Consider the following 12724-nt stretch of genomic DNA (forward strand, 5'->3'; position numbering starts at 1 on the left):
GCGAACGACAGATACCTGCCAGATGGTGGGGCGAGACTGATCGAGGGCACGCCACCACGCTGCCGGAACCACCGCCAACCCACCGGCCCCGACACGCCGCACGCGACAGCCGCGTCCTCGGTGGACACCCCTTCGGCGATCGCATTCCAGAACTCACGCTCCACATCACGACGAATCGGAGGCCGTCCTGGGGACCTCATCGCCGGACGCCCCGTCACAGTCGTCATCCACCCTGCCGGCCGCCCCATCCGACACCTCCACGATCAAGGTGTTGCGACGACCGATTGAATCCAGGTTGAACACCCCTGTCGGAATGGCGGACAAGACCGTCGACACTGCCCCCACGCGCCCAGACCGCTATTCCCAGAGCGTCGAGCGCGAGGTTCGCGCCCGGGTGGTCGGCGACCTGCCAGCCGACGATGCGACGGGAGAACAGGTCCTGGACGAACGCGGTGTACACCCAGCCGGCCGCGGTCGCGACGTAGGTGATGTCCGCGACCCACCGCAGATTCGGCCCTTCCGCGGTGAAGTCACGTTCCAGCAGGTCACCGGGACAATCACGGCCGGGCAGGGTGGTGCGGGGCCGCTTGCGGGACACGGTCACCCCGGCGATGCCCAGCTCGCGCATCAGCCGCCCGACCGTGCACCGCGCCACGCCGACGCCCTCCCGGTTGAGCTGCCCCCACACCTTCCGCTCCCCGTACAGGCCACGCCCGGCCCGTGCCACACCCGCAGGATCTCCTTTCTCAGCCATTCATCCCGGACCGCACGAGCCGACGGAACCGACTCCCGCTTCTTGACCGCCCAATACGTGGACGGCGACAGCTCCAACACGGCACAGATCGGCTCCACGCCGAACTGTGCGCGGTGGGTGTCGATGAACCCGACCAGCTCGGCGGTTTGGGGTCGAGTTCCCGGGCGAAATACGCCGACGCCGCCTTCAGGATCTCGTTCGCCCGCCGCAGCTCACGATTCTCCCGTTCGAACTCGGCGATGCGCCGGGCATCACCCGTCGACGTCCCCGGCCGTTTCCCGCCATCGACCTCGGCCTGCCGGACCCACGTCCGCAACGCCTCCCCATGCACCCCGAACTGGTCCGCGACCCGAGCGATCATGCCCGTCCGCTCACCCTGGTCACGTAACTCAAAGACCATGTGAACCGCACGTTCCCGCAGCTCAGACGAGTACTTCCTCGGTGGCACCGGGAAAGTAGTCCTCTTGGCGGGCCACGGCGTCACCATGGCTATGCGCCGGGCGATGACCCCAGTCCGATTCCCGAGGTGAACGCCCCGCCCGGGTCATAGGCCGTTTTGACCGCGCGCAGTCTGGGGACGTGGGGTCCGTAATAGTAGGCGGGGTCGTGGAGGTGGTGCGGGTCCGGGTAGTTCGGGTAGCCCAGGCCCGCCGCGTGCGGGTGCACGAGCGACCACGAGCGGTCGACCCACGCGCTCGCGCGGGCGCGGAGTTCGGCGCCGGCGCGAGTCCCCGTCTGGGCGCTGGCCTTGATCAGGAACGACGCGTCGCGGTGGGCGATGGGGGTGTCGGACGGTGCGGCGATGGCGCCGCCCCACGGGGTGATCTCCAGGTCGCGGTAGACGGCGTGGTCGCGGTCGCGTGCAAGGTGGTCGAGCAGGGCGGTGAGGGTGGGGTGGGTGAGCGGGGTGGCGATGAACTCGGCGCGAGAGAGGCGCAGGGCGGCGCGGTCGCCGGAGCGCAGGCGGGCGGTGCCGGTCGCGATGTCGCCCGGGTAGGCGCAGTGGGTCGCGGCGGCCTCGGCCGGGAGGTGGTCGACTCGCACCCAGGTGGGCGGGAACGCGGATAGGTCGGGTGCGCCGCCCACCGCCACGCCGAAGAGGGTGATCTCCGGCGGGCGGTCGAGCCGGTCGGGGGCGGTACAGCTCAGTTCCAGGTTGACGCGGGGGTCGGAGCCGGGGACGGTGCGCTGCCAGGCGTCGATGACGTCGACCGCCCGCTCGAACGGCCACGTCGCGGTGACCGCCGTCAGCGGGACCGAGGGTCGGGTCCGCAGCTCGGCGGACAGGACGACGCCGAACGACCCGCCGCCCGCGCCGCGTAGCGCCCAGAACAGGTCGGGGTGCTCGTCCGCCGCGGCGCGCACCGTCCGGCCGTCGGCGAGCAGCACCCGGGCAGAGAGAAGGTGGTCCGCGCCGAGGCCGTAGTGGCGGCCCAGCACCCCGTACCCGCCGCCCAGCACCGCCCCGACGACGCCGACCGACCGACACCAGCCGACCGGCACCAGCCGACCGAGCGGGGCCAGGGCGTCGGCCAGCGCCCCCACCCGCACCCCCGCGCCGACCACCACCGCCCCCGCGCCAGCGGTGATCGGGTTGAGCCCGGAGAGGTCGATCACCAAACCCTCCGATGTGGACAGCTCCGCGAAGCTGTGACCGCCGCCCCGTAGGGCGAACGGCACCCCGCGGGCGAGGGCGAACGCCACGGCGGCGCGCACGTCGTCCTCGGTGGCGCACTCCGCGACAGCGGCGGGCACCACCTCGGCGGACGTCCCGATGAACACCTTGCGGGCGTGCTGGTGGCCCGTGCTCCCCGGCAGGTGCACCGGCATCGGCAGGGCGGCGAACGGGTTCACCGGACGGGTTCGGCGTGGAGGTCGGCTTGCGGCCGGTACATCCCGGCGTAGCGCCCGCCCAGGGTCACCGGGTCGTCGTGGGTGCCCTGCTCGACGCCGCGGCCCTGGGGCAGCACGGGCGGCACCCCGGTCGTGGCGAGCGGGCCGAACGCGAACGCCGTCCCGGACAGAGCTTGTGGCGCCAGCACCAACGGCGCCGCCCGCGGCGCGTGCTCGCGCGCCGCGGTCACCATCGGCCGCAAGCTCCCGGGCAGCCCGCGCAGGAGCTGCGGGACGGTCAGCCGCGCGGCGTCCCGGTCGAGCTGCCGGGACGGCGCGCCCATCTCCGGTTCGCTCACCCCGGCCCGCCCGGGTCGGGCAGCAGCACCGAGGGCAGCTCGGCGTCCGGGTGCGCGCGCAGCAGGCCGTAGGCGATGCCGCCTGCCCCGGGCAGCAGGCCGGGGCTGAAGGCGTCCTTGGCCAGCCCGGTGACCACGCCGTGCTCCTCGATGGCGGCCACCGCCCAGGCCGTGGCGGCGGTCCGGTCGGGTACCTCGGGGGTGGTCCCTGCCAACTCTGCCACGCCGAGGTCGCCATGGCAGAGGGTGTGGTTCCAGCCGGTGCCGACCTCCCACGCCGACGCGGCGGCGCGGGCTGCGACGCCCGCCCACGCCGGGTCCCGGCCCTGCAGGTCGAGTGCGGCGACGCCGATGCCACCCGCGCCGTGGCACCAGGCACCGGCGACGACGCCGGGGTTGCGCAGGTCCAGCCAGCCGCGCCGGTCCGGGTCGTAGAGGGCTTCCTCGAACGCGAACGCCTCCCGGGCGACGGCGGCGTGGTCGGGGTCGCCGGTGGCGGCGGCGAGCCGGTCGAGCGCCCAGCCGATCCCGGTGGAGCCGTGGGCCAGGCCGCCGACGCCGTCCGGGAACAGCCGGGACGGCCAGTGCGCCCGCCCGTCGCGCCGCGCGGCGGCGGCCAGCCGGTCTCCGACCTCGGCGGCGAGCCGCACCCACCGGTCGTCGGCGGTGTGCTCGGCCAGGCGCAGCAGCGGTACGACCGCGCCCGCCTGGCCGGTCAGCAGGTCGAGGTCGGTGTCCTCGGTGACGGCGGCCGGGAGCTGCTCGGCCAGCGCGGCGGCGCGGGCAACGGCCTCGTCGCCGACCGCACCGAGCCGCCGCAGCAGCAGCCACCCAGTGATCCGCGATGCCAGGCCGATGTAGCCGCCGGGCGGGTCGGGCCGCCGCAGCGGCTGGACCGCGGCGTCGGCGGCGGCGCGCGACTCGGCCAGCCGCAGGCTGGCCAGTGTCGCCGCCAGCAGCCCGTCGGCGCCGTTGACGGGGTCGGCTCGGCCCGCGGCGACTTCGCGGCGGTGTGCGGCGAGCACGACGGCGACGCCGGTGAGGCCGCTGTAGAGGTCGGTACCGAGCGGGTGCACGGCCCAGCCGGTCGGGTTGAGGGTGGGCGCGATCCAGGCGGCGGTGCCGTCGTCGCCGCGGATCGCGGTGGCCGCGATCTCCCGCACGATGCCCGCGACCACGGCGCGCCGTCGCCGTTCCAGGTCGGTGCGGTCGGTACGGGTGGGCAGGCGGCGTTCGCCTGCGGGCAGCCATGCCTCGTTGAGGTAGGCGCTCACCAGCGCCGCCCGGACAACGCGCCGGTCGGTGCCCAGGTCGGCGGCCCGCCACCGCGCGCGGGTCTCGGCGAGGACGTCGACCGCGTGGCCCCAGCGGGTGCCGCGCGGCCCGTCCAGGACGCCGCGCGCGGGGGTGGTGCCGAAGTACGGGATGTCGCCGTCGAGCAGGTCGGCCACCTCGGCGGCGATGACGACCGGGTCGGCGGGGGCGTCCGCGGTGTTGGCGGCGTGCCGGGCGAGCAGGTCACCCGCCTTGGCAGCGGCGGCGGGCTCGTCGTGCAGGGACGCCGGGTGCCACAGCATCCGGCCCAGCGCGGCATAGGTCTCGGTCCCGCGCGGCACCGCGCGCACCGGGACGTCGGCGAACACGTCCAACGGCGCGTCGAGCGCCCCGGCGGCGTCCAGGTCGCGCAGGCGGTCGGTCATCTCCTCGAACGACGACACCACCAGGGCCCAGTGCTCGCGCAACACGGGTTCCGGCGCGGGGTGGTTGGCGGACGGGGCGAGCCGAGCCTTCGCGGTGCCGATACGCGCGGTGTCGGTGCCCGCGCCCAGCAGGACCGGAAGCTCCGGTTCGGGTTGCTGGCCCGGCAGCGACCCGATGCCGGAGGCATCGACGCCGCGCCAGCCGAGGCCGACGCCACGGCCGGGCAGCAGGCCGGTGCCGAGTACGGACCGCGCCACCAGGTCCCGCGCCGCGTCGGCGGCCCCGCCGTAGCCCGACGGGCGGGCGGGCTGGGTCGGGCTGAACAGGGTCTCGCAGTCGATCACCACCGGCACAGGGCCCGCCGCGACCAGATTGTCCTGGTGCAGGTCGGTCCCGCCGACCAGGCGCATGACGGCAAGCCAGCGGCCCAGGTTGCGGTGGAAGCGGCGCAGTTCCTCGTCACCGGCGCAGTAGCGGTGGGTGATGTGCTCCGCCCAGCCGTGCGCGCCGCGGTCGAGCACGGCGGGCACCCGGATCGGGTCGGGTTCGGCGGGGAGCACCGCGCGCAGCAGCGCGGCCAAGGCAGCGTCGACGGCGAGCGGGCGCGGCTTGTAGACGGCGATGCCGCCCTCCGCGCGCACCACGACCACGGTCCGGCCCGCCCGGTGGCTGTCGCCCGCGCCGAAGTCCACCGACCGCAGGCAGCCGGGGTCGGCGCCGGTGAGGACGGCCAGCGCGGCGCGGTCCGCGACGAAGCGGCCTGCGAACTCGACCGCCGCGTCGACCCGGTTGCCGGTGACCGTGGCCAGGCGCCGCGCCAGGGTCGGATAGCGGCCCGCGAGGGAGTCCCAGAAGCCCGGCGCGCACGTACGGTCCACGAACTCCGCCCATCGGCCCGCGCTGTCGGCGGCCCGCAGCGACCCGGTCAGCTTCGCCGCGTGCAGCTCCAGCACCAGGGTGCGGGCGAGCTTGCGCAGCACCACGATGCGCAGCGCCTCCCGCGCCCCGGCGGTGATCGCCGCCCGGTCCGCCGAACCAAGCCCGCCGAGCCCGCGCAGCCGCTCGACCAACTCCACGGCGGAGGGCCCGAGGAAGGCGTCCACCGAGGGCGCGAAGTGCTCCGTCCTCGCGGCGGCGGTCACCGCGGCGCCGTCCCGTCCGCCAGGAGGGCCGCCCGTAGGGCGTGTGGCACAGGGTGCCGGGTCAGCAGCACACGTGCTGCATCGAGTAGGTGCAGATGGTCCCGCACCAGGCGGTGAACTCGCCGCCGGTCATGGTGATGTCGGCCTCGGCGTGGCCGGTGAACAGCGGGCCCGCGGGGCTGTCCCCGGAGTCGCCACGCAGCCACCCCGCGATGGTCTCCTCGGCCTGGGCCAGTTCGAGTGTGCTCACGGGCATCTCCTCCGGTGCGTGTCGTCTGGGGACCTACCAGGGTGCCCACCACACGAACCCGGAGCAATCGACCGAACCGGCTACCTGCCGAGGTCAGCGCCGCGAAAGCCGATGGTGCGACGGAACTGGCCCGAACGGCGCGCCGCACTCGTCCGTGCGCCGAATCATTGAATCGAAAGTGTTCGGTTGCCTACATGATGGCGTAGCGGACGTGCGGGCCGCGGAGGTAGCTGCGGACGAGGTGTGGCTGTCGCCGGCGACGTCGCAGGAACCGGCGGGTCTCGTGGGCGAGTCGGTCGAGGTTGTGGGCTCGTGAGGCGTTGACGTTGCGCTTGAGATCGGCGTTGAGTAGTTCGTCGGGGTTGAGTTCGGGGCTGTAGCCGGGCATCAGGTGCGGTTCGACCCGGTCGGTGTTGGCCTCGAGCGAGGCGCGGGCGGCCTTGCTGCGGTGCACCGGATGCCGGTCGGCGATGACGTGCACCTTCCGGCCCGCTTGGCGGGCGACGAACAGGTGCGGGCTGTCCCGCACCGCCTCCCTGTCGGCCCGATGGTCGCGCATCACCGGCCCGCGCGCCCGGCCGTCGTCCAGCGTCTCGCCCAGCGCGTCGGCGTCCACGTGCGCACAACCGCGGGCGGTCTCGCCGATGCCGAACTCCTGGACGTCGTCAACCACGACGGTGAGCAGGTACCGGGCTTGATCGAGCGGTACCACCGGCGCCCGGATCGACGTGCTGCCCGGACGCGGTGCCGACGTGGTGGCCAGGTGGCTGCGGGCGCATCCGGGGGTCGAGGTGGTGTGCCGGGACGGCTCCACCGCCTACGCGCAGGCCGTGCGCGACGCGCTGCCGCACGCGGTGCGGGTCGCCGACCGGTGGCATCTGTGGCACGGCCTGTGCGACGCCGCGGGCAGGGAGGTCGCGGCCCACAGCACGTGCTGGGCCTCGGCCACGGGACTGCGCCGGGGAAAGCTCGCCGAGACCACCCTTCAACGCCGGCAACAGATCCATGCCCTGCGCGAGGCCGGGGTCGGGCTGCTGGACTGCTCACGCCGCCTCGGCCTGGCGATGAACACGGTCAAGCGCTACGCCCGCGCGGCCACACCCGAGCGCATCCAGCGGGTCCCCAAGTACCGGACCGGTATGGTCGACCCGTACCGGGACCACCTGCGTGCCCGCCGCGAACATGAGCCCGGTGTGGGAGCCACGACACTGCTGGGCGAGATCCGCGTTCTGGGCTACCACTGAAGTACACGCCCGACCGGTTCGGCTCATTGGAGGACGCCCGCGCGTTCCGCGAGGAATTCTTCCTCGCCCACAACCACGAACACCGACACTCCGGCATCGGCATGCACACCCCCGCGTCCGTCCACTTCGGAACCGCCGATCAGATCCGCGACCAACGACAGGGCGCCCTCGACCGCGCCCACGCCCGACACCCGCAACGCTTCGCACACCGACCCCGGCCACCCCGACTGCCCGAAACAGCCTGGATCAACCAGCCCGTCGAGCAACCGCAGCCGACCCCGTGAACACAACGTGTCTCATTCGAATTGACAACTACCGATCAGCCGTGCCGAATCGCGCACTCCGCACTCCTCCTGGTCGCGCGGACCACCGGAACCGGATGACCACCGCATCCGACCAGTAGGCAGGTGTTCCTTTCGTCCCACCGGAGGTGCTTCGTGTCCGCTTCCTGGCGACGACGTGCTGGAGGCGTCGTCGGCGCAGCGCGGCGTTCTCGTCCTCCGGCAAGGCCGCGCCGGGGCGCTCGCGGTGGCGGCGGGCGCCCCGGCGCGTTGTGCGTCCTCGAGCCGAATCCAGTTGCGCAGCGTCTCGTGGTTGACGCCCAGGTCCCGGGCCACCGACTTGATCGTCACACCGGGTCGGGACCGGTGGAGCGCGACCGCCTCGGCCCGGAACTCCGGCGGGTGGTGCTCCACCACCATCCGAACGGGACTCCTGACCACCCGAACCACCAAGGCCCAAGTGTGTCCGGTGTCCAACATCCGGGGTCGAGTCCCATGTCGTTGTCGGATTAAAATCCGTCAGGTGATCACGGACGCCCTGCTCGACCACAAGTGGCTGTCCCCCGCTGCGCTGGCGCTGCTCGTCGTGCTGGGCCCGTTCGCGGGCTCGTGGCTCGCGACCCGGCGCAGGCTCACCTCGTGGCTGCTCGTGCTGTCGCTGGTCCCGGTCGCCGTCACCACGCTCGTCCCGGTCGACCGGGAGCTGTACGAGCTGTGCGCGGTGCAGTGGTCTTTCCCGACACCGGCCAGGGTCGAGCTGATGGCGAACCTGGTGCTGTTCGTCGCGCCCGCGCTGCTGCTGACCGTGCTGACCCGGCGACCCCTGTTGGCCGGGCTCGCGGGACTCGGGCTGTCCGGGGCGATCGAACTCGTCCAGGCACTCGTGCCCGCGATCGGCCGGTCCTGCGACACGACCGACTGGACGAGCAACGGTCTCGGCGCGGTGATCGGCGCCGCGCTCGGATGGGGTGCGTTGTGGCTGGCGCGGCGCACGAGTCCGGTGCCGTCGTGAGGGTCACGGTGGTCGACCCACACGGCCACGGGGTCCACGGAACAGTCGGCGGACAACGGGGTCCTGCCCTGTTCACACCTGGCGATCGGCGCCCGCCCCGACCCTCACTGCACGTCCCCGGTCGTCGTCGAGCGGACCCGCCCGGTAGCGGACAGGTCGCCCGGCGGGATGCCGGGGTGGTGCTCCGCCCGCGCGCCGGGCGCGGCGGCGCCGGTGGGGGCCAGGGACAGGCGGGAGACGATGCGGTACCGGTCGCCCCGGTACAGGGAGTGCACGTACTCCACCGGGCGGCCCGCCACGTCGTTGGTCAGGCGCTCGAACAGCAGCGCCGGGGCGAAGACCGGGACGCCGAGCAGTTCGGACTCCGCGTCGTTGGTGACGGTGGGCTCGATGGACTGCACCGCGTCGCGGACCCGCACACCGTGCTCGGCCAGGCGGTCGTAGAAGTTGCCCGACTCCATGTCCTCCGGGGTGAGGCCGGGTGCGACGGCCACCGGGACGTGCAGGTACTCGATCGCCATGGGCTGTCCGTCGACCAGGCGCAGGCGCGCGGTGTAGGCGATCTCCGCGGCCGGTGACACGCGCAGCCTGCGGCCGACGCGGGCGCCGGCGGGGATGCGCGCGTGCTCCAGCACCCGGCTGGTCCACACCCCGCTCGCCTGCGGCACCGTCATGGCCCGGTCGCCGGACACGAGTTCCTGGGTGATCTTGGCGGGCGCGACGAAGGTGCCCCGGCCGTGCTGGCGGATCAGCAGGCCGGTGTTGACCAGTTCGTCCACCGCCGACCGCAGCGTGGGGCGGGACACCGACAGCTGGCGGCACAGGGTGCGCTCGGCCGGGATCGGCGCGCCCGGCGGGTGCGTCTCGATCAGCTCCAGCAGGTAGTCGCGCACCCGTTCGCGCTTGAGGATCGGTTCGGCCATGGCGCCTCGCTTCGTCCGACGCTGCTCCGACCGCGTCGCCGCTCCAGTATGGCAGACCAGTGGTCAGTAGCGACTTGCTCAAGATCGAGAGCGCTCTCATGGCTGTGAGCTGGGTGTTGACTGCCAGATTGGTCTATGCCATCTTCAACACGCTCCACCCTGGGTTTACCAATTGGTCAGCTGAGAGGTGAGACGTGCCGCACCGCCCCCTTGCCCTCGTCCTCGCGCTGGGACTCGCCCTGACGGCCACCACGGCCTGCGGGAACGACCCCGGTGACGCCGGCGGTCGGCAGCAGATCACCGTCTGGCTCATGAAGGACTCGGCCACCGAGGACTTCGTCAGCCGGTTCGAGACCTCGTTCGAGGACGACCACCCCGAGCTGGACCTCGACATCCAGGTCCAGGAGTGGAACGGCATCGCCCAGAAGGTCACCAGCGCGCTGGCGGGCACCGACCCGCCCGACGTCATCGAGGTCGGCAACACCCAGGTCGCCCAGTACGCGGCCAGCGGGGGCGTCACCGACCTGACCGACCGCCGGGCCGAGCTGAAGGGCGAGGACTGGATCTCGGGCCTGGCCGAGCCGGGCGCGGTCGACGGCAGGCAGTACGGCATCCCCTTCTACGCCGCCAACCGCGTGGTCATCTACCGCACGGACCTGTTCCAGGCCGCCGGGGTGACGCCGCCGAAGACCCGCGACGAGTGGCTGGCCGCCACCGAGCAGCTCGACCGGGGCGACGCGCAGGGCATCTACCTGCCCGGCCAGAACTGGTACGTGCTCGCCGGGTTCGTCTGGGACGAGGGCGGCGACCTGGCCACCCGCTCGGGCGACCGGTGGTCCGGCTCCCTGAACACGCCCGAGGCGCTGGCCGGGGCCGACTTCTACCGGCGGCTCCAGGCCCTCGGCGACGGGCCGAAGGACTCCGACGAGTCCCGGCCGCAGCAGACCGACGTGGTGGCCGCCGGGCAGGTCGCGCAGTTCATCGCCGTGCCCGGCGCGGCGAAGCTGGTGGAGCAGGCCAACCCCGAGCTGGCGGGCAAGCTCGGCTTCTTCCCGATCCCCGGCAAGACCGCGGCCGCGCCCGGCGCCGTGTTCACCGGCGGGTCCGACCTGATCATCCCGCTCGCCTCGCCGCGCCAGGAGGGCGCCTACGAGGTGGTCGAGGCGCTGACCGGCGAGACCTGGCAGGTCGAGCTGGCCAAGGCGATGAACTACGTGCCCAACCGGACCGGCCTGGCCGGGGCCGTCGGCGACGACCCCGGCGCGGCGGCCATGGCGGCGGCCGCGGTCAACGGGCACGCCACGCCCAACTCGCCGAACTGGGCGGCGGTGGAGGCGCGCAACCCGATCAAGGAGTTCCTCACCGAGGTGCTGACCGGGTCCGACCCGGGCGCCGCGGCCGCCGAGGCGGACCGGGTGATCACCCGGGCGCTCAACTCGGACGAGTAGGTGGCGACCACGCTGGCGCGGCCGGTCGAGCACCGGCCGCGCCCCTCCCCCGCGCCCCGGCGGCGACGCCGCTCGTTCTGGCCCTACCTGCTGATCTCGCCGACGCTGCTGGCCACCGGCTACCTCCTGCTCTACCCGTTGGCGCGCAACGTGGTGATCTCCCTCCAGGAGTTCCGCCTGCCGCAGCTGGTGCGCGGCGACGCCCGGTTCGTCGGCCTGGCGAACTACGGCCGGGTGCTGTCCGACCCGGAGTTCTGGGCGGTGGTGCGGCGCACGCTGCTGTTCACCGCGATCAACGTCGTGCTCATCATGGTGCTGTCCACGCTGGTCGCCCTGCTGCTGGTGCGGCTGGGCCGGGTCCTGCGGCTGCTGGTGATGTCCGGGCTGGTGCTGGTGTGGGCCACCCCGGTGATCGCGGCGACCACCGTGTTCCAGTGGCTGTTCCAGTCGCGGCTGGGGGTGGTGAACTGGGCGCTGGTGCGACTGGGGTTCGAGGGCTTCCGCGACTACACGTGGTTCGCCGACGGGCCCGCCACCTTCGCCATCCTCGTGGTGCTGATCGTGTGGCAGTCCGTCCCGTTCGCCGCGCTGTCGCTGTACGCGGCGATGGTCACCGTCCCGGCCGAGCTGTACGAGGCGGCGCGCATCGACGGCGCGGGCGCGTGGCGGTCGTTCACCACCATCACCCTGCCCGTGCTGCGCGCGATGTTCGGCCTGATCACCTGCCTGGAGGTGATCTGGGTGGTCAAGGCGTTCGTGCAGATCTGGGTCATCAGCCAGGGCGGGCCGGGGCAGGCCACCACCACGCTGCCGGTCTACGCGTTCCAGGTCGCGCAGTCGTTGCAGCGCTACGACCTGGGCGCGGCGGTGTCGATGCTCATGGTGCTGCTGCTGGTGCTCGCGCTGCTGACCTACTTCCGGCAGCTCTACCGGCAGGAGGGCGAGTCATGACCGGGCGGGTGCTGCGCGGCGCGGCCGCGATCGTCGTGTTCGTGGTGTCGGTGTTCCCCGTCTACTGGATGGTGCTGACGGCCTTCAAGCCCACCCGCGACATCCAGGCCGCGACGCCGTCGTTCCTGCCGCTGTCGGTGACCTTCGAGCACTTCGGCACGGCGGTCGCGGCGCGCGGGTTCTGGTCGTTCTGGCGCAACAGCGCCCTGGTGGCCGGCGGGGCGGTGCTGCTGGCGCTCGCGGTCGCGCTGCTGGCGGCGTTCGCGGTGGCGCGCCTGCGGTGGCGGGGCAGGCGCGGTTTCATCCTGATGGTGTTCATCGCGCAGATGACGCCGTGGGAGGCGCTGCTCATCCCGGTCTACGTCATCGCCCGCGACACCGGGACGCTCGACACGCTGTGGATGCTCACGCTCGTCTACTTCATGATCACGCTGCCGTTCACGATCGTCACCCTGCGCGGCTTCCTCGCCGCGATCCCCGCGGACCTGGAGGAGGCCGCCCTGGTGGACGGCTGCTCGCGCGCCCAGGCGTTCCGGCGGGTGGTGTTCCCGCTGCTCGCCCCGGGCCTGCTGGCGACCTCGCTGTTCGGGTTCATCACCGCCTGGAACGAGTTCGCCTTCGCCAACGTGCTGATCATCAAGGACCAGGACGACCGCACGCTGCCGGTCTGGCTGTCGTCGTTCAACAACACCTTCGGCACCGACTGGGGCGCCACCATGGCCGCCTCCACCCTGTTCATGCTGCCGGTGCTGCTGGTGTTCCTCGTCCTCCAGGGACGCGTGACCACCGGCATCGTCGGTGGCGCGGTGAAGGGCTGAAGGGGGTC

At 73.0% G+C, this 12724-nt stretch carries 14 protein-coding genes and 2 pseudogenes; 5 read left to right on the plus strand and 11 right to left on the minus strand.

Features of this window, described 5'->3' with window-relative positions; all coding sequences use genetic code 11:
* The 8 genes and pseudogenes from ACFP3R_RS37850 to ACFP3R_RS25620 form a co-directional block, all read right to left on the minus strand.
* Positions 1 to 227: pseudogene (locus ACFP3R_RS37850) on the minus strand (IS30 family transposase); the annotation flags it as partial.
* On the minus strand, positions 224 to 754 hold the full coding sequence (locus ACFP3R_RS25590) for a DDE-type integrase/transposase/recombinase (RefSeq protein ID WP_380639102.1): 531 nt from the start codon (positions 752 to 754) through the stop codon (positions 224 to 226). The gene ACFP3R_RS25590 and the pseudogene ACFP3R_RS37850, both read right to left, overlap by 4 nt.
* A complete protein-coding gene (locus ACFP3R_RS25595) occupies positions 747 to 1241 on the minus strand; it encodes a transposase (RefSeq protein WP_380639104.1) in 495 nt (164 codons plus the stop codon). The genes ACFP3R_RS25590 and ACFP3R_RS25595 overlap by 8 nt, the downstream gene beginning before the upstream one ends.
* A 2-nt stretch (positions 1242 to 1243) precedes the next feature.
* On the minus strand, positions 1244 to 2608 hold the full coding sequence (locus tag ACFP3R_RS25600; protein WP_380639106.1) for an FAD-binding oxidoreductase: 1365 nt from the start codon (positions 2606 to 2608) through the stop codon (positions 1244 to 1246).
* On the minus strand, positions 2605 to 2946 hold the full coding sequence (locus ACFP3R_RS25605; RefSeq protein ID WP_380639108.1) for a hypothetical protein: 342 nt from the start codon (positions 2944 to 2946) through the stop codon (positions 2605 to 2607). Before ACFP3R_RS25605 ends, ACFP3R_RS25600 begins: the two co-directional genes overlap by 4 nt.
* On the minus strand, positions 2943 to 5789 hold the full coding sequence (locus tag ACFP3R_RS25610) for a type 2 lanthipeptide synthetase LanM family protein (RefSeq protein WP_380639110.1): 2847 nt from the start codon (positions 5787 to 5789) through the stop codon (positions 2943 to 2945). Before ACFP3R_RS25610 ends, ACFP3R_RS25605 begins: the two co-directional genes overlap by 4 nt.
* A 61-nt stretch (positions 5790 to 5850) precedes the next feature.
* Complete coding sequence (locus ACFP3R_RS25615) at positions 5851 to 6039, minus strand: DUF6229 family protein (RefSeq protein WP_380639112.1); 189 nt, start codon at positions 6037 to 6039, stop codon at positions 5851 to 5853.
* 190 nt (positions 6040 to 6229) lie between these two features.
* A complete protein-coding gene (locus ACFP3R_RS25620; RefSeq protein ID WP_380639114.1) occupies positions 6230 to 6712 on the minus strand; it encodes a transposase in 483 nt (160 codons plus the stop codon).
* A gap of 37 nt (positions 6713 to 6749) precedes the next feature.
* Here ACFP3R_RS25620 and ACFP3R_RS25625 point away from each other — a divergent pair.
* Positions 6750 to 7277, plus strand: a pseudogene (locus ACFP3R_RS25625) (transposase); the annotation flags it as partial.
* 29 nt (positions 7278 to 7306) lie between these two features.
* Here ACFP3R_RS25625 and ACFP3R_RS25630 read toward each other — a convergent pair.
* Both ACFP3R_RS25630 and ACFP3R_RS25635 read right to left on the minus strand, forming a co-directional pair.
* Entirely contained in the window at positions 7307 to 7465 is a 159-nt protein-coding gene (locus ACFP3R_RS25630) for a hypothetical protein (RefSeq protein ID WP_380639115.1), read from the minus strand.
* Between the two features lie 114 nt (positions 7466 to 7579).
* The gene (locus ACFP3R_RS25635) at positions 7580 to 8044 is read right to left on the minus strand and encodes a transposase (RefSeq protein WP_380639117.1); all 465 of its coding nucleotides are present in this window, start codon (positions 8042 to 8044) and stop codon (positions 7580 to 7582) included.
* Between the two features lie 43 nt (positions 8045 to 8087).
* On the opposite strand from ACFP3R_RS25635, the gene ACFP3R_RS25640 reads away from it, so the two are divergent.
* Positions 8088 to 8576, plus strand: coding sequence for a VanZ family protein (locus tag ACFP3R_RS25640; RefSeq protein ID WP_380639119.1), 489 nt, complete (start codon positions 8088 to 8090; stop codon positions 8574 to 8576).
* A gap of 104 nt (positions 8577 to 8680) precedes the next feature.
* Here the strand turns inward: ACFP3R_RS25640 and ACFP3R_RS25645 are convergent, their stop codons facing one another.
* The gene (locus tag ACFP3R_RS25645) at positions 8681 to 9499 is read right to left on the minus strand and encodes a GntR family transcriptional regulator (RefSeq protein ID WP_380639121.1); all 819 of its coding nucleotides are present in this window, start codon (positions 9497 to 9499) and stop codon (positions 8681 to 8683) included.
* A gap of 194 nt (positions 9500 to 9693) precedes the next feature.
* Between ACFP3R_RS25645 and ACFP3R_RS25650 the strand changes: the two genes are divergently transcribed.
* The 3 genes from ACFP3R_RS25650 to ACFP3R_RS25660 are packed head-to-tail and all read left to right on the plus strand — an operon-like array spanning position 9694 to position 12716.
* Complete coding sequence (locus ACFP3R_RS25650; RefSeq protein ID WP_380639123.1) at positions 9694 to 10947, plus strand: extracellular solute-binding protein; 1254 nt, start codon at positions 9694 to 9696, stop codon at positions 10945 to 10947.
* Positions 10948 to 11898, plus strand: coding sequence for a carbohydrate ABC transporter permease (locus ACFP3R_RS25655; protein WP_380639127.1), 951 nt, complete (start codon positions 10948 to 10950; stop codon positions 11896 to 11898).
* Positions 11895 to 12716 (plus strand): carbohydrate ABC transporter permease, encoded by an 822-nt coding sequence (locus tag ACFP3R_RS25660; protein ID WP_380639129.1) that lies wholly within the window; start codon positions 11895 to 11897, stop codon positions 12714 to 12716. Before ACFP3R_RS25655 ends, ACFP3R_RS25660 begins: the two co-directional genes overlap by 4 nt.
* The last annotated feature ends 8 nt before the right edge of the window (positions 12717 to 12724 follow it).

The sequence above is a fragment of the Saccharothrix lopnurensis genome, assembly GCF_042658445.1.
In the GTDB taxonomy this organism is placed as follows: Bacteria; Actinomycetota; Actinomycetes; order Mycobacteriales; family Pseudonocardiaceae; genus Actinosynnema; species Actinosynnema lopnurensis.

Coding starts and splice junctions, on each gene's coding strand:
- ACFP3R_RS25660 (WP_380639129.1), top strand. CDS start 11,895: ATGACCGGGCGGGTGCTGCGCGGCGCGGCCGCGATCGTCGTGTTCGTG.
- ACFP3R_RS25590 (WP_380639102.1), bottom strand. CDS start 754: ATGGCTGAGAAAGGAGATCCTGCGGGTGTGGCACGGGCCGGGCGTGGC.
- ACFP3R_RS25635 (WP_380639117.1), bottom strand. CDS start 8,044: ATGTTGGACACCGGACACACTTGGGCCTTGGTGGTTCGGGTGGTCAGG.
- ACFP3R_RS25645 (WP_380639121.1), bottom strand. CDS start 9,499: ATGGCCGAACCGATCCTCAAGCGCGAACGGGTGCGCGACTACCTGCTG.
- ACFP3R_RS25595 (WP_380639104.1), bottom strand. CDS start 1,241: ATGGTGACGCCGTGGCCCGCCAAGAGGACTACTTTCCCGGTGCCACCG.